This window comes from Natronococcus jeotgali DSM 18795 (assembly GCF_000337695.1).
Lineage (GTDB): Archaea > Halobacteriota > Halobacteria > Halobacteriales > Natrialbaceae > Natronococcus > Natronococcus jeotgali.
Genome location: NZ_AOIA01000019.1, coordinates 1 through 19030, shown reverse-complemented (window position 1 = coordinate 19030; position 19030 = coordinate 1). Strand labels below are relative to the sequence as shown.

17 protein-coding genes and 1 pseudogene are annotated in these 19030 nt (G+C 67.6%); 12 read left to right on the top strand and 6 right to left on the bottom strand.

The features are described from left to right. Positions 1 to 15 precede the first annotated feature (15 nt). From C492_RS01710 to C492_RS01700, 3 genes are read right to left on the bottom strand one after another with little or no spacing between them, the layout of a single operon-like run. Positions 16 to 390, bottom strand: a complete 375-nt coding sequence (locus tag C492_RS01710; protein WP_008419930.1) for a hypothetical protein — start codon at positions 388 to 390, stop codon at positions 16 to 18. Positions 391 to 413: 23 nt separating this feature from the next. Then, complete coding sequence (locus tag C492_RS01705) at positions 414 to 866, bottom strand: DUF2240 family protein (RefSeq protein WP_008419928.1); 453 nt, start codon at positions 864 to 866, stop codon at positions 414 to 416. Between the two features lie 51 nt (positions 867 to 917). After that, on the bottom strand, positions 918 to 1556 hold the full coding sequence (locus C492_RS01700; protein ID WP_008419926.1) for a ribonuclease H family protein: 639 nt from the start codon (positions 1554 to 1556) through the stop codon (positions 918 to 920). A gap of 197 nt (positions 1557 to 1753) precedes the next feature. Between C492_RS01700 and C492_RS01695 the strand changes: the two genes are divergently transcribed. The 7 genes from C492_RS01695 to C492_RS01665 all read left to right on the top strand — a co-directional run bounded on the left by C492_RS01695 (position 1754) and on the right by C492_RS01665 (position 9772). Continuing rightward, positions 1754 to 3322, top strand: a complete 1569-nt coding sequence (locus C492_RS01695) for an ABC transporter substrate-binding protein (RefSeq protein ID WP_049892615.1) — start codon at positions 1754 to 1756, stop codon at positions 3320 to 3322. 110 nt (positions 3323 to 3432) lie between these two features. Beyond that, positions 3433 to 4422: an ABC transporter permease gene (locus C492_RS01690; protein ID WP_008419924.1), complete on the top strand. Its 990-nt coding sequence runs from the start codon at positions 3433 to 3435 to the stop codon at positions 4420 to 4422. Then, positions 4419 to 5420, top strand: a complete 1002-nt coding sequence (locus tag C492_RS01685) for an ABC transporter permease (RefSeq protein WP_008419923.1) — start codon at positions 4419 to 4421, stop codon at positions 5418 to 5420. Before C492_RS01690 ends, C492_RS01685 begins: the two co-directional genes overlap by 4 nt. Before the next feature lies 1 nt (position 5421). Then, on the top strand, positions 5422 to 6744 hold the full coding sequence (locus C492_RS01680; protein ID WP_008419922.1) for an ABC transporter ATP-binding protein: 1323 nt from the start codon (positions 5422 to 5424) through the stop codon (positions 6742 to 6744). Beyond that, positions 6741 to 8342, top strand: a complete 1602-nt coding sequence (locus C492_RS01675) for an ABC transporter ATP-binding protein (RefSeq protein ID WP_008419921.1) — start codon at positions 6741 to 6743, stop codon at positions 8340 to 8342. The genes C492_RS01680 and C492_RS01675 overlap by 4 nt, the downstream gene beginning before the upstream one ends. A 105-nt stretch (positions 8343 to 8447) precedes the next feature. Beyond that, entirely contained in the window at positions 8448 to 8807 is a 360-nt protein-coding gene (locus C492_RS01670) for a DUF7344 domain-containing protein (protein WP_049892613.1), read from the top strand. A 38-nt stretch (positions 8808 to 8845) separates the two neighbouring features. After that, positions 8846 to 9772 carry a DMT family transporter gene (locus tag C492_RS01665; RefSeq protein WP_008419919.1) on the top strand — a complete coding sequence of 309 codons (927 nt, stop codon included), beginning with the start codon at positions 8846 to 8848 and terminating at the stop codon, positions 9770 to 9772. A gap of 12 nt (positions 9773 to 9784) precedes the next feature. Here the strand turns inward: C492_RS01665 and C492_RS01660 are convergent, their stop codons facing one another. Then, a complete protein-coding gene (locus tag C492_RS01660) occupies positions 9785 to 10054 on the bottom strand; it encodes a hypothetical protein (RefSeq protein ID WP_193364837.1) in 270 nt (89 codons plus the stop codon). 321 nt (positions 10055 to 10375) lie between these two features. Continuing rightward, positions 10376 to 12604 (bottom strand): CDC48 family AAA ATPase, encoded by a 2229-nt coding sequence (locus C492_RS01655; protein WP_008419917.1) that lies wholly within the window; start codon positions 12602 to 12604, stop codon positions 10376 to 10378. A gap of 192 nt (positions 12605 to 12796) precedes the next feature. Between C492_RS01655 and larC the strand changes: the two genes are divergently transcribed. Further along, entirely contained in the window at positions 12797 to 14134 is a 1338-nt protein-coding gene (gene larC, locus C492_RS01650; RefSeq protein WP_008419916.1) for a nickel pincer cofactor biosynthesis protein LarC, read from the top strand. 1283 nt (positions 14135 to 15417) lie between these two features. Here the strand turns inward: larC and C492_RS24835 are convergent. Continuing rightward, the gene (locus tag C492_RS24835; protein ID WP_193364836.1) at positions 15418 to 15840 is read right to left on the bottom strand and encodes a toxin transporter; all 423 of its coding nucleotides are present in this window, start codon (positions 15838 to 15840) and stop codon (positions 15418 to 15420) included. A gap of 791 nt (positions 15841 to 16631) precedes the next feature. On the opposite strand from C492_RS24835, the gene C492_RS01635 reads away from it, so the two are divergent. From C492_RS01635 to C492_RS26005, 4 genes and pseudogenes are all read left to right on the top strand, one after another. Next, positions 16632 to 16853 (top strand): hypothetical protein, encoded by a 222-nt coding sequence (locus C492_RS01635; protein ID WP_008419910.1) that lies wholly within the window; start codon positions 16632 to 16634, stop codon positions 16851 to 16853. Further along, positions 16843 to 17829: a Gfo/Idh/MocA family protein gene (locus C492_RS01630; RefSeq protein ID WP_008419908.1), complete on the top strand. Its 987-nt coding sequence runs from the start codon at positions 16843 to 16845 to the stop codon at positions 17827 to 17829. Before C492_RS01635 ends, C492_RS01630 begins: the two co-directional genes overlap by 11 nt. Positions 17830 to 17871: 42 nt before the next feature. Beyond that, positions 17872 to 18885 carry a glycosyltransferase family 2 protein gene (locus tag C492_RS01625; RefSeq protein ID WP_008419906.1) on the top strand — a complete coding sequence of 338 codons (1014 nt, stop codon included), beginning with the start codon at positions 17872 to 17874 and terminating at the stop codon, positions 18883 to 18885. Beyond that, positions 18878 to 19030 (top strand): annotated as a pseudogene (locus tag C492_RS26005) (DUF354 domain-containing protein); the annotation flags it as partial. The gene C492_RS01625 and the pseudogene C492_RS26005, both read left to right, overlap by 8 nt.

Here is a 19030-nt window from a genome sequence, read left to right as displayed (position 1 = left end):
GAAGCGACGAACGACTCAGTTCTCGACGACGGCGGCGACGGCATCGCTCGCCCGCTTGACCGCGGCGCCGCTCTCGACGAACACCAGCGTCTTCGGCGGCGCGGTCGCCGTCGGCCGTACCCGAAGCCCGCGGTCGCCAGCGGCCTCGGCCGCGAGTTCGCATCCGCGCTCGAACTCGAGGCGAACCCGATCGGGGTGGACGAACGCGCGCGCGAGCGGCTCGGCGGCGGCGACGATATCGTACGCGCGCTCGCCGTCAGTGGACGGCTCGACGCCGCGGTCGGCGTCGACGACGGCGACGGTCTCGAGGGGGCCGTCGTCCCGGCCGTCGAGCTCCGAGGCGAGCAGTTCGGCGATCCGCCGACCGTCGGTGATCCGGTCTTCGACCATACGCGGAATCGGTCGGCGGCGACCTAACGCTCTTCGATCAGCGCCGAGCGGGCGACCGGGACGAGGTCGTCGACGTCGATCCCCTCCCGGCGAGCGTAGACGACCGCCGCGGCCTCGATGGTCAGGCCCAGTTCGCCCTGGAGCGCGTTGATCGCCCCGACGGCCTCCTGTTTCTCGACGCCTTCGGCGACGAGCGCGTCGAGGACCCGTTCGAACGCCGAGCGCTCCCGCAGGAGGTCCTCGTCGGGGACGAACTCCTCGGGAATCGTCACCGCGGCCGGATCGAAGGCGGCGACGAGTTCGCCGTCCTCGCGGGTCACCAGCCCCTCGCGGGTCGCGACGTCGATCAGCCGCTTGGCCTGGTCGGGCGAGAACCAGTCGCGGTCCAGCGAGAGCGCGACGACGACGGCGTTTTCCTGCAACCGGTCGGTTCCGTGCTGGACGAAGGGGGCCGCGACGGCGACGCGAAGGCTCATCGCACACGACTCTCTGGAGCGACGGAAAAACGGTGGCGGTTCCGGCCGGCCTCAGTCCGAGGCCCGGCCGCCGCCGTTGCGATCGGCTCGCGACGGCGGCGGAAACTCGGCGGGCGCGGTCGGCTCCGGGGGGTCCGGCAGGACGCAGCGGTCGGCCTCCCGGTTGACGTGTTGGTACCGAGCCGGCGCGTTCGCGAGCGGGTGGGCGGGGTTCTGGTCGCTGTCGATCCGGGCGGCCCGGATCTCCTCGAATCCGTTGAGCCGAGCCTGGATCCCCCGCCAGTGGTACCGCGTCGCCGACGGTACCGAGATCGGCCGGGGCGGCTTCCGATCCGGATGACCGGTGGCGAGGACGGCGTTGTTGACGTTGCTGGCGAGCGCGTCGTGGTCGACGAGAACGCCCACGCGGGCGTCCGGCGGCGCCCGAGCCGCCAGAACGTCGAGCCCGAGGTGTAACGCACGGTACTCGGCGACGTTGTTGTCCGGCGGGGCGTCCGCGGTCGCGATCCGGGCGACCCGGGTGCCGTCGCGCGTTTCGATGACGGCGCCCAGCCCGCCACCGGAATCTCGGAACGACCCGTCGGTGGCGACGTAGAAGTCCCGATGGTGGGTACGCGGAGGGTGGGCGATGTGAGGGGTGGGCGACTCGTCGAACAGGTCCCGCAGGGCAGACCGGCCGTGAGCGGCCATATCCGGAGTAGGTGATCTAGCTCACTTAAACTTGTGGGCGATTGCACCTCGAGAGAGCGTTCGATCGCCGTCGGAACCGTCGAGGTTGTAAGAAGTTGTACCGTGTTGTATACTACTGTCGAGACCTCAACGGATCTCCCTCGAAATCCCACGGCGAATAATCAATATTTATAATGGATACTCCTACTCCATAGGGTATGGAGGGTGCTGACAACCTGAATGCCGGTCGGCGATCCGTGCTGAAAGCCGCCGGGATCATCGGTACGACGACTGGACTGGGTGCTATCGCCGGCTGTCTCGACGATCCGAACGAGGGCGAGGGGACCGAGGAGATCGTGATCACGCAGGGAGAGATCATCGAGAACCCGGACCCCAACGACCACATCACGGGGCCGTACTTCAACGTCCTCGACCCCGTCTACGAGCCGCTTTTCAACGTCACGCCGGAGTTCGAGTTCGAACCCCGCGTCGTCGAGGACTGGGAGGACACCGACGACGGTGCCGAACTCACGCTTCGGGACGACGTCGTCTTCCACAACGGCGACGAGATGACCGCCGAGGACGTCGCCTACACGTTCAACCGGATGATCGATCCCGAGGTCGGCATCGAGAGCGACCAGGCCGCCGGACTGGGGTCGATCGACAACGCCGAGGCCGTCGACGATACGACCGTCCTCCTCGAGCACGAGGTCGCGCCGTCGCTGGCGGAGTACGAGTACGCCAACTACGGCCGCGTGGTCAACCAGGCCTGGATCGAGGAGCGAGAGCAACCCGTCGCCGGCGACAGCGCGGACGCGTTCAACGGGACGGGACCGTACGAGGTCGTCGAGTACGAGCCGGACGTCCAGGTCGTCCTCGAGCCGTTCGACGACTACTGGGGCGAGGAGACGACCCTCGAGCGGGTCGTCTTCAACGCGGACGGCGAGTCGAGCGGTCGGGCCAATGCGCTGGAAACCGGCGAGAGCGACATCGTCGACAACATCATCCCCGAGGACGTTCCGGGGATCGACGACGCGGACGGCGTCGAGATCCGCGAGGAGACCAGCCTTCGAAACGTCTTCCTCGTGATGAAATCCGGGGTCGAACCGTTCGATAGCACCGAGTTCCGACGGGCGATGAACTACGCCGTCGACAACGAGGGCATCATCTCGAACGCGCTGGGCGGGTACGGCGCTCCGATGAGCCAGCCGATTCCGGAGGGCGTCTTCGGCTACAACCCCGACCTCGACCCCTACCAGCAGGACGTCGAGCAGGCCGAGCAGCTGGTCGAGGAAAGCGGCTACGCGGGCGCCGAGATCACGCTGTACTCCCCGGAGGGGCGGTACTTAAACGACGCCGACGTCGCCCAGATGGCCGCCGACCAGATCGACCAGCTCGAGAACGTCAGCTGCGAGTTCAACACCGCGCCGTTCCCGGACATCTCCGACGCGAACAGCGCCGGCTACGACGACGAGGAGATGCCGTTTTTCCTCATCGGCTGGGGCGTCATCACCGGTGACTCCGACTACGGGCTTGCGCCGTTTTTCACCGAGGATGCCGCCCTGGAGACGCTTCGCAACCAGGAGATCTCCGAGATGATCCTCGAGAGCCAGACGATCGAGGACGAAAGCGAGCGCGAACAGCAACTCCAGGAGATCAACGCCCAACTCCGGGAGGAGGCGCCGTGGGTGTTCCTCCACTCCCAGGACAGCGTCTACGGGGTCCGTGAGGACCTCGAGTGGGAGCCCCGAACCGACGAGAGCATCTACCTCTGGGAGATCAACTGACCGTTCGGCCGCGGCGGAATCGGTTTCGAATCATCGTTCCGGAAGAATCACGTACTTCCGGCAAAAAATTCGGCTACCGGAACGTCTGACAGCGTTCGATCGACACACCAATGGCTTTCGGAAAATTCTTGCTCAAGCGGTCGTTGCAGGGTATCCTCGTCGTCTGGGGGGTCGTGACGGTCCTGTTCGGGCTCCGGGCGATCACGCCCGGCGACCCGGTCAACCTGATCGTCGACCCGGCCGTCGACCTCGAGACCCGTGAACGGATCCGACAGGAGCTCGGACTCGACGAACCGATCTACGTACAGTACGGCGACTACCTCGGCGATCTCCTGGTCGGGGACCTCGGCTACTCCTACCAGTCGAGTCGCCCGGTCGCGACGATGGTGATCGAGCGGGTTCCCGCGACGCTGGAGCTGGCGATCGCGGCGACGATCGTCGCCCTCGTGATCGCGATCCCGCTGGGGGTCATCAGCGGCACCCGTCGCAACGAGCCCGCCGACTACGGCGCGACGTCGTTCTCGCTGGTGGGGATCAGCACGCCGAACTTCTGGCTGGGGATCATGCTGATCCTGCTGTTGGCCGTCGAGTTCAATATCTTTCCCACAGGGCGACGCCCCGTCGCGTTCCACGACGCGCTGTGGACGTTCTTGACGACGTTTTACGTGGGGGATCTGCTCACCTGGCTCCACCACATCGCCCTCCCGGCGGTTACCCTGGGAACCTACTTCACCGCGCTGATCACCCGGCTGACCAGAAGCGGGATGCTCGACGAGTACGGGAAGCCGTACGTGACCGCGACCGAAGCGAAGGGAATCCCGGAGACGCTGATCCGGTACAAACACGTCCTCCGGAACACGATGATTCCGATCATCACCGTGCTGGGGTTACAGCTCGGGACCCTGATCGGCGGGGCCGTCGTCACGGAGACGGTCTTCTCCTGGCCGGGCCTCGGACTGCGGTTGATCACCGCGATCAACAACCTCGACTGGCCGCTCATTCAGGGCATCATCGTCTTCGTCGGTATCAGCTACGTGATCATCAACATCGGCGTCGACGCGATCTACGCGACGCTCAACCCGCGGGTGCTAGACGAATGATCTCGGATCGAGTCGCGTCCAACCTGAAAGCGGAGTTCCGGCGGAACCTGCTGCCGAAGATCGGACTCGTCGTCCTCACGGCCATCCTGCTGATGGCGCTGTTCGCGCCCGTCCTCGCGACCCACAACCCCAACACGACGGGCTACTTCGACGACGGGACCTCCTACCCGCCGATGGGAACGACCGCCGAATCCTACGAGGTCGTCGACGGCGAGCGACAGTCGATCGAGGTCGAGCCCTCGAGCGAGCACCTCCTCGGGACGAACAACGTCGGGCAGGACGTCTTCTCGCGGCTCCTGTACGGCGCGCGAACCTCGCTGCTGGTCGGGACGCTCGGAACCGGGATCGCAGTGATCATGGGCGTCCCCTTCGGGCTGATCTCGGGGTACTTCGGCGGTCGGATCGACGACGCCATGATGCGGGTCGCCGACGTCATGCTCGCGTTTCCGTCGCTCGTGTTGGCGCTCGCGCTGGTCGGCGTCTTCGGCTCGATGACGGTGTCGATCCCCGATCCGTTCGTCGCGGCCGGCCTCGCCGAGGGGATGCCGTCCTCGACGCCGCTTCCGGGGACGGTGACCCTCGTCGTCGGGCTCGTCACCTGGGTCTGGTTCGCCCGGGTCGCCCGCGGCGAAGCGATGGCGATCCGCAACGAGGAGTACGTCACGGCCGCGCGCAGCCTCGGCGCGAGCGACGCGACGATCCTGTTCAAACACGTGCTGCCGAACAGCCTGACCCCGGTGATCGTCCTCGCGACGATCCAGGTCGCCTCGGTCATCCTCCTCGAGAGCTCGCTGTCGTTTCTGGGCTTCTCCGGGACGACCCTCTCGTGGGGCTACGAGATCCAGCAGGGACAGGAGTACCTCCGGCAGAACTGGTGGATCTCGACGATTCCCGGCGTCGGTATCGTGCTCGCGGTGATCAGTATCAACCTCCTCGGTGACTGGCTCCGGGACTCGCTGGATCCGAACATCGAGGGCGAAGGCGGAGGTGCTGCCTGATATGACAACGGACATCCTACGCGTCGACGGGCTGTCGACTCGGTTCTTTACGGAACAGGGACAGGTAAACGCGGTCTCGGATCTCGACCTGCGGATCGAACGGGGCGAGGTCTTCGGGATCGTCGGTGAGAGCGGCTCGGGCAAGAGCGTCACCGCGCGGTCGGTCATCGACCTGATCGAGTCGCCCGGACGGATCACCGACGGCGAGATCTGGTTCAACGACGACGGCCTCGCCGAGGCCGTCGCCGACGACCACCCCGAGGCCGTCGACGGCTCGTTCGTCAACCTGCTCGAGGTCCCCGAGCGGGTCCGGCGGTCGCTCCGGGGAACCTCCTTCAGCATGATCTTTCAGGACCCCGAGAGCAGCTTCAACCCGAGTCTCACGGTCGGCGAGCAGATCGCCGAGGCCGTCGAGGTCCAGCGGCGAGCCAGCGCGAACCCGCGATCGACGCGGGCGAAGACCCGGGAGTACTCGCTGGGATCGCTCGTGCTCTCGACGGTACTCCCCTCGAGGAAGTACGTCAGCGAAGCCAGTCGCGAGCGCGCGATCGAGCTGCTCGAACTCGTCGGTATCCCCGATCCCGTCGAGCGGGCCGACGAGTACCCCCACGAGTACTCCGGGGGGATGCTCCAGCGGGCGATGATCGCCCAAGCGCTGGCGGGCGAGCCCGACGTGCTGGTCGCCGACGAGCCGACGACGGCCCTGGACGTGACGATCCAGGCCCAGGTGCTCGACCTGCTCGACGACCTCCAGGAGGAGACCGGAATGACGATCCTGTTGATCACGCACAACCTCGGGGTCGTCGCCCGAATGTGCGACCGCGTCGGCGTGATGTACGCCGGCGAGATCGTCGAGCGGGGCACCCTCGAGGACGTCTTCGACGACCACGTCCACCCCTACACCGAGGGGCTGCTGGGATCGATCCCCGACCTCGAGGGTCCCACGGCGCGACGCGCCGCGGACGATCGAGCGGAGAAACCGCGAGGCGGCGGGCGCCTCGAGCCGATCCCGGGTAACGTCCCGAGCCTGCTCGACCGCGAGATGGGCGATCGGTGTTACTTCGCGGATCGCTGTCCGAAGGCGATGGAGGATTGCCTCTCCCATCCCCCGGAGTACGACGGGGCCGGAAGCGAGGAACACGAGGTGCGCTGCGTGCTCGCGACCCGGGAGTATACGGAGGCGCGCGCGCTGCCGACCGACTACTTCGGGAAGGCCGACCGCGCGGCGGCCGACAAACACGCCGATCCCGACGGAACCGAAACGGACGTCCAGCCCGAACGGGCTGAGTCGACCGTCGAGGGAACCGGAGGTGAGCGCCGATGAGCGCAGACGACCCGCTGGTTCGCGTCGAGGACCTTCGGAAGTACTTCTGGGAGAACGACTCGCTGCTCGATCGGCTGCTCGGAGGCGAACCCGTTCCCGTCCGGGCCGTCGACGGCGTGAGCTTCGACATCGACCCTGGCGAGACCCTCGGACTGGTCGGGGAGTCGGGCTGCGGGAAGTCGACCACCGGCGAGACCCTCCTCCGGCTCCAGGAGCCGACCGACGGCGACGTCGTCTTCGACGGCGAGAGCGTCTACGACCTCGAGGGCGACGCGCTGACCGACTTCCGCAGGGGGGCCCAGGTCGTCTTCCAGGACCCGTTCTCGAGTCTCGATCCGCGGATGACCATCGGCGGGATCGTCACCCAGCCCCTCGAGATCCACGACTGGCCCTGGACCGATCCCGGGGTCGAGAGCCGCGCCGAGTTGCGGACCGACGGCATCTCCGCCGACATCGTCTCGGTGACCGTCGCCGACGACGTCGACAAACTCGTCGCGCCCGTCGACGGCGTCGCGACGGTCCACGTCACCGTCCGCTCGAGCGACGTCGCCGGCGACGTCGACCCCGACGAACGGGGGGTCGACGAGGCCGACGGCGTCGTCGCCGAGGTCGCCGAGGACCTCTCGGTCGACGTCGAGCGCGGCGACGGGATCGACGTCCGCGTTTCGGTCGACCGCTCGACGAAACGGCTCCGGCTCGACCGCGCACGGAGCCTCCTCGAGCGGGTCGGGCTCTCGATCGACCAGCTGGATCGCTACCCCCACGAGTTCTCGGGCGGCCAGCGCCAGCGAATCGGGATCGCCCGCGCGCTCGCGCTCGAGCCCGAGTTCGTCGTCCTCGACGAACCGACCTCGGCGCTTGACGTCTCGGTTCAGGCGCAGGTGCTGAACCTGCTGGCCGACCTGCAGGCGGAGTTCGACCTCACCTACCTGCTGATCAGTCACGACCTCTCGGTGATCCGCCACGTCTGCGACCGCGTCGCCGTGATGTACCTCGGCGAGATCGTCGAGATCGGTCCCGTCGACGAACTGTTCGCGGACCCGAAACACCCCTACACGCAGGCGTTGCTCGACAGCGTCCCGCGGGCCTCGACCGACGAGCGCGAGCGCGAGCGAGAGACCCTCTCGGGGGACGTTCCCTCGCCGCGGGACCCGCCCAGCGGCTGCCGGTTCCGAACCCGGTGTCCGAAGGTGATCCCGCCCGCGGACCTCGAGATCGACCAGGAGACCTACCGCGAGCTGATGACGCTCCGCGAGCGCGTCGAGAGCCGCGACGTCTCCCTGGAGACCGTCGGCGACGACGGGCGCTTCGCCCTCGAGAACGGAACGGTCTCGGAGGCCGACGTCGATGCGTTCGTGGCGGCGCTGAAGGATCGACTGCTCGGAACCGAACTGCCGGCCCGACACGACGCGGTCGTCACTGAGGCGCTGGCGTCGGTCGCCGTCGGCGACTGGGAGGCGGCGGCCGATCGGCTCCGCGAGGAGTACGAGAGCGTCTGCGAGCGGCGGAACCCTGCCCTCGACGCTGACGAGCACCCGGTCGCCTGCCACCTCTACGACGCGGCCGAGCGACGCGATGCGCCCGCGCCGGAGCACTGATCCGGATGCGGAAATTTTAACGTATTATAATCTAATATAAATTCCGATAGTGGCCCAAATCGTTTTGGCAGCAGGCGTAATTACAAACGGCGGCTTCTCTCGGGTATGACGCAGACCCGGTCTCGTATGGAAGCCGCCTGTTCGCTGTTAGCCGAATCCGAGCGCCGCTACCTCCTCTACCAGCTGGCCGAGACGCGACGCGGCAACCTCGAGGACATCGTCACGGAGATCGCCGCCTGGGAGCGCGGCGAGAGAGGGGCCGTCGACTCGGAGTACCGCCAGCGCGTCTACGTCTCGCTGGTCCACAACCACCTGCCGCGGCTTGCGGACTACGACATCATCGACTACGACCTGCGCAGCGGCGACATCGTCCTCGAGGAGGGGTTCGACGAGATCCGTCCGCTGCTCGAGCAGTTCAAGCAGACCGAGTCGGAGCCGGAGCTCCGCGAGACGCCCTTGCCCTGATCCGAAACGCATAGCACGCCGCCCGAGAAACGGCGACCGTGACCCGCTATCGAAACCTCGCGCTCTTTCTGTTGCTGGCGGCCGCCTGGGGGAGCTCGTTCGTCGCGATCAGTGCGGGACTCGAGTACCTTCCGCCCGTGTTGTTCGCGGCGCTTCGGTACGATATCGCGGGCGCGCTCATGCTCGCGTACGCGGTCTACGCCGTCGATCGCTGGCGACCCGTCAGTCGTGGAGAGTGGACGACGGTCGCCGTCGGTGCGGCGCTGCTGATCGGCGCCTACCACGTCTTCCTCTTCGTGGGCCAGTTACACACGACCGCCGCGGCCGCGGCCGTGGTGGTGAGCCTCTCGCCGGTGTTGACCACCGGATTCGCGCGGGCGCTCGTCCCCTCGGACGCGCTGTCGGCCGTCGGCGTCGGCGGCGTCTGCCTCGGCCTCGTCGGCGTCGGCGTAATCGTCCAGCCCGACCCGTCGAACCTGTTCGCGACCGACGCCGTCGCGAAGCTGCTGGTCTTCTGTGCGGCTACGGCGTTCGCCCTCGGCGGCGTCCTCACCAGACGGATCGACGCCGACCTGCCGATCGAGACGATGGAAGCCTGGTCGATGCTCGGCGGCGCCGCGCTGATGCACGTCGTGAGCCTCGGGCTCGGCGAGCCGATCGAGCCCGCCGCCTGGATCCACCCCGAGGCGCTGGGCGCGCTCGCCTACCTCTCGCTTGTCGCGAGCGCGCTCGGGTTCCTGCTGTACTTCGACCTGCTCGAGCGACTGGGCGCCGTCGAGATCAACATGGTCTCCTACGTCGCTCCGGTGTTTACGGCGCTGGTCGGCTGGCTGTACCTGGGCGAAGTGATCGACACGGCGACCGCGGCCGGCTTCGCGCTGATCGCCTGCGGATTCGTCCTCGTCAAGCGGCGAGCGATCGGCCGGGAGGTCGCCGCGATCGGTCGGTGGCGCTCGAGTCGGTAGCCGCCGAGATCGTCACTGCCGATAGGTGTGGCCGACGTAGAGCGCGACGAGGTTGCTCCCGAGCAGGGCGAGAAACGTGAGGGTCTCGGCCGCCGTCGACAGGCCGGTCGCCAGCAGGGGCACGTACAGAAAGGGAAGCACGATGGCCGTCCAGAATCCGGTTTTCCGGACGGCGTCGATCAGGTGGGGAACGAGTCGCTCGAGGGGGCGCCGGTCGTTCTGGCTCTCGGTGCTCTCGGTCGACGCCGCGGTGCGGGTATCGCGGGTTGTTGGACTGGACATCGAAACACCGATCACGTGTCGGTCCCCCACTCGGGTCCACATATACCGGCGCGACCGTTTCGATCGGTTCGGTCCGGTTCATCCGAATATGGACCGAACTGAACCGAACCGATCGGAACGGCGACCGCTCTCGCGGCCGTTCCCGACGGGATCGGTGTGCGTATAGTTCACACGATGTCGCGCGCGGGACGACGACGCGTAGGCGACGGTTGTCGCCGTTTGCTCGATCGAACGAACGGTTCGGCGCCGCGTCCCGATCGACCGACGGCGCGGTAGGGGAAGCGTAATCTACGCCCTACCGACGAAAAACGAGAGACAGCGCTACTGGAAGCCGATCCGGCTGCCGCGACGACCGGTCGGATCGGGTCCGCTCGAGCCGCCCTGGAACTCCTCCTCGATGCGCTCGTAGTAGTCGAGGATGTCGTCGGTGATCGTCGGCCGGACGTTCTCCATCGCCTGCCGGAAGTGACGCATCTCGACGATGTTGGCCTCGTGGTCCTCACGTAGCGCCTCGATGGCGGCCTCGCGGGCGATCGACTCGAGGTCGCTGCCGACGTAGCCGTCGGTGATCTCGGCGATCTCCTGGAGGTTGACGTCCGCGGCCAGGGGCGTCCCCTGGGTGTGGATGTCGAGGATCCGTTCGCGACCCTCCACGTCGGGTTCGCCGATCATGACTAAGCGATCGAACCGCCCCGAGCGCAACAGGGCGGGGTCGATCATGTCCGGACGGTTGGTCGCGCCGATGACCATCACGTTCTCCATCTCCTCGAGGCCGTCCAGTTCAGTCAACAGCTGGTTGACGACCCGTTCGGAGACGTTCGATCCGGTCTCGCCGCCCCGGCCGGGCGCCAGCGCGTCGAGCTCGTCGAAGAAGATCACCGTCGGCGAGACCTGCCGGGCCTTGCGGAAGGTCTGCCGGATCGCCTTCTCGGACTCGCCGACCCACTTGCTGAGCAGCTGCGGGCCCCGCACGGAGATGAAGTTGGCGTTGGTCTCGTTGGCGACGGCTTTCGCCATCAGCGTCTTCCCGGTGCCCGGCGGCCCGTACAGCAGGACGCCCGCCGGCGGATCGATCCCCAGCCGTTCGAACCGTTCGGGGTTGTTCAGCGGCCACTCGACGGACTCCTGGACCTGTTCCTTGGCGGTGTGGAGTCCGCCGACGTCGTCCCAGGAGATCTTCGGCAGCTCGACGAGCACCTCCCGCATCGCCGAGGGTTCGACCTCGTTCAGCGCGCCCCGGAAGTCCTCCCGTTTGACGATCATCCGGTCGATCAGGCTCGGCGGGATGTCCTCCTCGTCGAGGTCGATCTCGGGGAGGTACCGTCGCAGCGCCTTCATCGCGGCCTCCTTCGTCAGACTCTCGATGTCGGCGCCGACGAAGCCGTGGGTCTCGTCGGCCATGTGGGCCAGATCGACGTCGTCGGACAGCGGCATCCCGCGGGTGTGGATCTGGAGGATCTCCTCGCGGCCAACCTCGTCGGGGACGCCGATCTCGATCTCGCGGTCGAACCGGCCCGGGCGGCGAAGCGCGGGGTCGACCGAGTCGACCCGGTTGGTTGCGGCGATGACGATCACCTGGCCCCGGGCCTCGAGGCCGTCCATCATCGTCAGCAGCTGGGCGACGACCCGGCGCTCGACTTCACCGGTGACGTCCTCGCGTTTGGGCGCGATGGAGTCGAGTTCGTCGATGAAGATAATCGCGGGCGACTCCTCGCTGGCGTCCTCGAAGATCTCCCGAAGCTGCTGTTCGGACTCCCCGTAGTACTTCGAGATGATCTCCGGTCCGGCAATGGAGAAGAAACTCGCCGAGGTCTCGTTGGCGACGGCCTTGGCGAGCAGGGTCTTCCCGGTACCGGGCGGGCCGTGCAACAGCACGCCCTGTGGCGGCTCGATCCCCAGCTTCTTGAAGATCTGGGGGTGTTTCATCGGCAACTCGACCATCTCGCGGACCCGCTGGATCTCGTCTTGCAGGCCGCCGATGTCCTCGTAGGTGATTCCGCCGCCGGTCTTCTCGAAGCCGCTGATGGGCTCCTCGCGGAGTTCGACGTCGGTATCTTCCGTGATCAGCACTACGCCCTCGGGCTCGGTCTCGACGGCGATCAACGGGATCGCCTGCCCCGGCGAGCGCATGAACGGGTGGTTCGTCGAGCTCATCACGGGAACGATGTCGTGGCCGACGACCGGTCGCTTGAGGATCTGGCGTTTGACCATCCCCGCGGCGTCGGAGCCGAACTGTACCGACGCCTCTTCGGGCGGTGCGAGGACGAGCTCGTCGGCCTTGGTTGCCTCGGCCTTCCGGATCGTCACTCGTTCGCCGATACCGACGTCGGCGTTCTGTCTGGTGAAGCCGTCGATCCGGACGGTGTCCGTGTTCCAATCCTGTCGGTCCGCCCGCCACACCTTCGCGGCGGTCGTATCCGCGCCTTCGATCTCGATGATGTCGCCCGGACTTAGCTTCAGATGTAACAGCGTGTCCGGGTCGAGTCGGGCGATACCGCGACCCGAGTCGTTCGGGTACGCTTTCGCAACCTCCAGTTGGACTTCGTTCATGATTCGGGATGGACGGCGATGTCAGTGATTCCGATTCGGGACCGGATAGGCTTTTTGCTACCGTGAACCCACACCGTGCTAGTTAGCACCATATCTAACTGAGGTGCCAAGACACATAGAGGTACCGGCTTCGGTGGGTTTTGGCGGCGTCGAGAAGGTGGCTTTTTGGCTTCGCCGGCCGCCAGTCGACGTATGCGAACGCTCGCGTTCGACGGCCGAATGGGTGCAAGCGGCGATATGATCCTCGCCGCGTTGCTCGACGCCGGCGCCGACCGGGACGTCCTCGAGCCCGTCGAGACGGCGCTCGACCTCGAATACCGGATCGACGAGACCGTCAAGTGCGGCATCGCGTCGACAACCGTCGACGTGGTCCTGACCGACGGCGAGGACGCGGCCCGGACGGAGGGGAGTCACGGACACGCCCACGACCACGGCGATCCGGACCAGCACGACCACGGGGACGATGGCCACGACCACGGGGACGATGACCACGATCACGGTCACGACCACGGAGGCGACGAGGGCGTTCCCGCGGAGGGCCACGGCCCCCACCGCAGCTACCTCGAGGTCCGCGAGATCGTCGCGGAGATGGCCCTCGACGACGCGGTCGAACGCGACGCGCTCGCGATCTTCGAGCTGCTCGGCGAGGCCGAGGCGAGCGTCCACGGCGAGGATCTCGAGGACATCCACTTCCACGAGGTCGGCGCCGACGACGCGATCGCGGACGTCGTGGGCGCCGTCGCGCTCGCTCGCGATCTCGACCCCGATCGGATCGTCACCACCCCGCTCTCGACCGGCGGCGGCACCGTCGAGATGAGCCACGGCGAGTACCCCGTCCCGTCGCCGGCTGTCGTCGAGATCGCCGAGCGGGCGGACTGGTCGCTGCGGGGCGGTCCCGTCGACGCCGAGCTGTTGACGCCGACGGGGGCGGCGATTCTGGGCCACCTCGCGGACGGCGTCGACGCGCTGCCGTCGCTCGAGCTCGCGGCCTCGGGCTACGGCGCCGGCGGCTACGACCTCGATCCGCACCCGAACGTGCTCCGGACGCTCGTCGGCGACGGCGGCCGCGAGCTCGTCAGAGACGACATCGCCGTCCTCGAGACGAACCTCGACGACGCGACGCCGGAAGTCCTGGGCGGGTTACAGGAGTCACTCGCGAGCGCGGGCGCGCGCGACGTTACGGTACTGCCGGCGACGATGAAGAAGTCCCGCCCCGGCCACCTCGTGAAGGTGATCTGCAAACCCGAAGACCGAGAGCGCGTCGCCCGGGCGCTCGCCGAGGAGACGGGCACCCTCGGGATCCGGGAGGCGGGCGCGACCCACCGCTGGATCGCCGACCGCGAGTTCGAGACCGTCGCGCTCGAAGTCGACGGCGAGTCCTACGCCGTCTCGGTCAAGGTCGCGAGCGACGCCGACGGCGAGGTCTACGATGTCAGCGCGGAGTACGACGACGCCGCGCGGGTGGCCCGCGAGAGCGCGCTTCCGGTTCGAGAAGTGTTGCGACGCGCCGAGGCGGCCGTCGATCGGTAACGATCGTCCGCGAGCGCGTCCCGGAGACGCCCCAGGATCCCGCGACCCCGCGCCGAACGAGACTCGCTCGAGCGGCGGTTTCGAGACGCCGATCCGGAGCGCTCGCCGTCCCGCACGGTGGCTCGTCGGGAGTGAGACGCTGCGTCCGGCTCGAGCGGTCGGTAACGTACTCGGACTGGAGGAGGAGCCGTACGGACTGGATGCAAAAAAAAAAAACGAATCGATCGGGTGTTGCGGGCCGTTACTTCTGGGCGGCGAAGGCGAAGTTGCCCGAGATGCTGGCGCCGGCCTGGGCGTTGGCGTTGTTCTGCTCGGCGAAGTTAGCAGCGGCAGCGTCACCCTTGTAGGATGCGGCAACGTTGTCGCCCTGCTTCAGGTCGTTCTCCTGGGAGACCTTCTGGTACTGGTTGGTCTCGGCGTCGGAGAACTGACCGATCGCGACGACGTCGTCGGCGTACGAGTCGCCGTCGTCACCGTGCTTGTAGTCGCGGTCGTCCTTCTTGTCGTCGCCGTGCTTGTGGTCGCGGTCGTCCTTCTTATCGTCGCCGTGCTTGTGGTCGCGGTCGTCCTTCTTATCGTCGCCGTGCTTGTGNGTCGCGGTCGTCCTTCTTATCGTCGCCGTGCTTGTGGTCGCGGTCGTCCTTCTTATCGTCGCCGTGCTTGTGGTCGCGGTCGTCCTTCTTGTCGTCGCCGTGTTTGTCGTATTTGTCGTCGTGGTCGTCGTGTTTGTCGTCGTAACTTCCCGCTGCTGCAGTCCCTGCGAAGCCGACGAACAGGAGGCTGCCGAGCAGCGCGATCGTCATCGTGATTGCGAGTGCGCGTTTCATTGTTGTGGAATTGTGCGATATCGGCTACAACGGGCAGACACTGCTGACCGCGACCGTGATCGACACAGCCGCGGCTCCTCGAGACCCTACCGTTTCGTCGCCGTCTGACGCGTTGCCCGACTGGGACTCATCACGGGGTTGTATATGAACTGAGGGTACAGTTTCGTGATGTATCCGCGTCCTAGCACCGCCAAGTCCCGCTCACAGCTAACGCTCGTGAACGTTACCGCGAGCCGAACCTCGTTTTGGTATCGCTACAGGTTCCCGACTCGAGCCGACGGAAGCGGGTCGCGTCCGGATTCGTCGCCTTCCCGTCGTCACCAGCCGATCGTTCGGGCGAACGCCGCGTGCTGTCGCGGGAACGCGGCGCTACTCTCAATTGGGTCCCTGGGAAGAGAGCCGTCGGTATCGATCGCGAGCCGTAAAAAAGCCGCACGCGGTAGCGATCGAACGCGGTTACTTCTGGCTGATGCCGGCGAAGTTAGCGGAGGAGCTGATGCCGATCTGAGCGTTGGAGTTGCTCTGACTGGCGAAGTTAGCGGCAGCAGCGTCGCCCTTGTAGGCGGCGGCGACGTTATCGCCCTGCTTCAGGTTGTTCTCCTGGTTGACCTTCTGGTACTGGTTGGTTTCCGCGTGTGAGGACTGACCGATGAGAGCGGTCCGATCTCCGTCGTCGTAGCGGTCGTTATCGTGGTGGTGGTTATCATGCTTGTCGTCGTAACGGTCCTTGTCGTGCTTGTCGTTGTCGTGCTTGTCGTGCTTGTCGTTGTCGTGCTTGTCGTCGTGATAGTCGTGTGCCGCTGCGGTGCCGGCAAAGCCCATGAACAGCAGGCTGCCGAGCAGTGCGACCGTCATCGTGATCGTGAGTGCGCGTTTCATTGGGTATCACGGGCACGCATCACGGTCGCTGCCCCCTCCTTCGCGAAACGCCGGCTCGAGACGAGCCGCCGGTTCTTTCGGGGTTCGTGACGCAGTGCCCGACAGGGAGTCAGGACGGAGGCCTACTTGAACCCGAACAACGATTACGTCCCGAATTATCGGACTGAGCGCCGCTAAAACGCCGCTATCGGTCGCGATTCGTGAACGACCGACCGTTCGTCCGATTCCCGTCGGGAAACACCGCGTTGGCGCGTTCCGAATCGGGATCCCCGCTTTCGTCACCGCACCCGCAACGTCCGCCCCGGAACCGTTCGACCCGCGTTTCGATCCGGTTACGCAGCGATTTCGTCCCGTCCCGTTCCCTCGTCGCCCGCCTCGCTCGAGAACGGTCCGCGTCGCTAGCTACCGAATGTCAAATCGTAATCAGGACCTACTCGCGCCGTCCTCGGCTCGAGCGCCGCGACGGGACTGACCCCGAATCGTCGCACCGCCGTCGCCGGGCCGCGGGCCCGGCGGCCGTCCGCGTTCCGCGACGGGTCACCGTTTCGGTCCGCGCTCTCGCGGCGCACCGGTGAGGTCGACTCCCGCCAGTCGACTCCGAAACCGAACCGGACCGCGGACGTAACCGATCGTTGGCGGATCGCGCCCGCGGGGTTTCGGGGGACGATCGCCCGCGCGCGCTCGCCGGGTTCGGATCGGGCGGAAAAGTGGGTTTGCGGCGTTCTGACAGGTGTTAACGCTCGTAACGATCGGCCCGCCTTTTGCGAATCCTCCCCCCACGGAGAGGGGACATGAGCGAGGTACTCTCGGGCGACCCCCGGCGGACGGGCGAGTGCGGCGAGCGGTTCCGAACCGGCCGGTTCCCGCTCGAGCGCGAACGATCGGGGGCACGCGCTCGCCGCGGCCGACGAACCGCTTCCGAAACCCCGGAGCGACGGAACCGTCCACCGACGATCCGGACCGATGACGAAATCGGACATCCCCCGGAGGTGTTCGACGGCGATGGCGGATGAACGCCGGCTCGCGGTCGGCGTGATCGGCGTCGGGGCGATGGGACGACACCACGCCAGGGTGTACGAGGAGGTCGAAGGAGCCGCCCTCGAGGGCGTTTTCGACGTCGACGCGGAACGGGCGAACGCCGTCGCCGCCCGTCACGGGACCGCGGCGGTGGGCCTCGAGCCGTTGCTCGATCGGGTCGACGCCGTCTCGGTCGCCGTGCCGACGGCCCACCACCTCGAGGTCGTCAGGACGTGCCTGGAGGCCGGCGTCCCGACGCTCGTCGAGAAACCGGTCGTCGGCGACCTCGCGGACGGGCGGGCGCTGCGGCGGGCGGTCGAGGCGGCCGGCGTCCCCGTTCAGGTCGGTCACGTCGAGCGGTTCAATCCCGCGGTCGAGGCGCTCGAGGGGATCCTCGAGGGGCTGTCGATCGTCGACGTCACCGCGCGCCGGCTCGGTCCGCCCCCCGGACGGCCGATCGCGGACGGCGCCGTCGTCGACCTGATGATCCACGACATCGACGTCGTGCTCGCCCTGCTCGAGGACGACCCCGTCGACGTGACCGGTCGCGGAGTCGCCGGAGATCGCCACGCCAGCGCCCTGCTCGAGTTCCCCGACGCGGTGGCGTCGTTGACCGCGAGCCGGCTGACCCAGCGCAAGGTTCGATCCCTCGAGGTCACCGCCGAGGAGTGTCTCGTCGCGGTCGACTACCTCGAGCAGTCGATCGAGATCCACCGGCGCTCGGTCCCCGAGTACGTCCGGCGCGAGGAGGGCGTCCGGTTCCGGCGCGAGAGCCTGGTCGAACGGGTCCGCGTCTCCGACGACGAACCCCTGCGGCGGGAGCTCGCGTCGTTTCTCGAGACCGTTCGAACCGGCTCGACCCCCGAGGTCACGGTCGAGGACGGGCTCGCCGCCCTCGAGGTCGCCCGACGCATCGAGGGCGCGGGGCGCGACGATCGGCCGACGGCGGATCTGGAGGCCTCGCGTGAGTGACCCGCGTCGACCCGTCGGCTCGAGGCCGCGAGGTGCGGGCTGATGTACCGGAGGCGAACGGTCGGCGTCGTCGTCCCGGCCTACGACGAGGCGGGGTTCGTCGGCGGGGTCCTCGAGGCGGTGCCCGACTACGTCGATCGGGTCTACGCCGTCGACGACCGCTCGCGGGACCGAACCTGGGCGGAGATCGCCGAGCGAGCGAGCCGGCTCAACCGCGCGGCCGCGACCGATCGGGGACGGGAGACGGTCGCCGCGGGCGCGGGGTTCGACCGTCGGATCGTCCCGATCCGCCACGACCGCAACCGCGGGGTCGGCGCCGCCATCGCGACGGGGTACCGCAGGGCCCTCGCCGACGGCATCGACGTGACGGCCGTGATGGCCGGCGACGGCCAGATGGACCCCGCCCGCCTGCCCGCGCTGCTCGACCCGATCGTCGAGGGCGACGCCGACTACGCGAAGGGGAACCGGCTGGCCGACGGCGCCCGCGACGAGATGCCCCGGTTCCGGCTGGTCGGGAACGCGGCGCTGACCGTCCTGACCAGGATCGCCTCGGGGTACTGGCGAACCGGCGACCCCCAGAACGGCTACACGGCGATCTCGCGGCGGGCCCTCGAGCGACTCGACCTCGAGGCGGTCTACGACCGCTACGGCTACCCGAACGACCTGCTGGTTCGGTGCAACGCCGCCGGGCTGCGCGTCGCCGACGTCCCGATGCCCGCCCGGTACGGCGACGAAGAGTCCTCGATCGCGTACGCGACCTACGTGCCGACGGTGTCGGCGCTGCTCCTCGGAGCGTTCGTCCGGCGGCTCGCGAGGCGGTACCCGCTCCGGGAGCTCCACCCGGTCCCGCTGGGGTACGCCGCCGGCGCGCTCGCACTCGCCGGCAGCGCCCTCGAGGGCGCTCGGGCCCTGTTCGGACGGCGTCCGAGCGACGGAGCGACGATCGGGATCGGACGGGCCGCCCTCCTCGCGGTCGCGGGCGCGGCCTCGGCCGGCGCCGCTGCGCGCCTCGAGCGCCGGCTGCACGCCCCCCTCGAGGTGAGGCGGGATGGGTGAGCGCGTCGTCGTCACGATCCAACACCCCGCGCACGTCCACTTCTTCAGGAACGCGATCGCCGAACTCGAGGGGCGCGGGTACGACATCAGGGTGTTCGTCCGCGAGAAGGACGTCGCCTGCGAGTTGCTCGAGCACTACGGCATC

Bases quoted from the DNA above. Each gene is read 5' to 3' on its own strand.
- C492_RS24835 (WP_193364836.1), bottom strand. From the start codon at position 15,840: ATGAAACGCGCACTCACGATCACGATGACGGTCGCACTGCTCGGCAGC.
- C492_RS01695 (WP_049892615.1), top strand. From the start codon at position 1,754: ATGGAGGGTGCTGACAACCTGAATGCCGGTCGGCGATCCGTGCTGAAA.
- C492_RS01625 (WP_008419906.1), top strand. From the start codon at position 17,872: ATGTACCGGAGGCGAACGGTCGGCGTCGTCGTCCCGGCCTACGACGAG.
- C492_RS01675 (WP_008419921.1), top strand. From the start codon at position 6,741: ATGAGCGCAGACGACCCGCTGGTTCGCGTCGAGGACCTTCGGAAGTAC.
- C492_RS01655 (WP_008419917.1), bottom strand. From the start codon at position 12,604: ATGAACGAAGTCCAACTGGAGGTTGCGAAAGCGTACCCGAACGACTCG.
- C492_RS01630 (WP_008419908.1), top strand. From the start codon at position 16,843: ATGGCGGATGAACGCCGGCTCGCGGTCGGCGTGATCGGCGTCGGGGCG.
- C492_RS01635 (WP_008419910.1), top strand. From the start codon at position 16,632: ATGAGCGAGGTACTCTCGGGCGACCCCCGGCGGACGGGCGAGTGCGGC.
- larC (WP_008419916.1), top strand. From the start codon at position 12,797: ATGCGAACGCTCGCGTTCGACGGCCGAATGGGTGCAAGCGGCGATATG.
- C492_RS01680 (WP_008419922.1), top strand. From the start codon at position 5,422: ATGACAACGGACATCCTACGCGTCGACGGGCTGTCGACTCGGTTCTTT.
- C492_RS01660 (WP_193364837.1), bottom strand. From the start codon at position 10,054: ATGTCCAGTCCAACAACCCGCGATACCCGCACCGCGGCGTCGACCGAG.
- C492_RS01710 (WP_008419930.1), bottom strand. From the start codon at position 390: ATGGTCGAAGACCGGATCACCGACGGTCGGCGGATCGCCGAACTGCTC.
- C492_RS01685 (WP_008419923.1), top strand. From the start codon at position 4,419: ATGATCTCGGATCGAGTCGCGTCCAACCTGAAAGCGGAGTTCCGGCGG.
- C492_RS01700 (WP_008419926.1), bottom strand. From the start codon at position 1,556: ATGGCCGCTCACGGCCGGTCTGCCCTGCGGGACCTGTTCGACGAGTCG.
- C492_RS01705 (WP_008419928.1), bottom strand. From the start codon at position 866: ATGAGCCTTCGCGTCGCCGTCGCGGCCCCCTTCGTCCAGCACGGAACC.
- C492_RS01670 (WP_049892613.1), top strand. From the start codon at position 8,448: ATGACGCAGACCCGGTCTCGTATGGAAGCCGCCTGTTCGCTGTTAGCC.
- C492_RS01690 (WP_008419924.1), top strand. From the start codon at position 3,433: ATGGCTTTCGGAAAATTCTTGCTCAAGCGGTCGTTGCAGGGTATCCTC.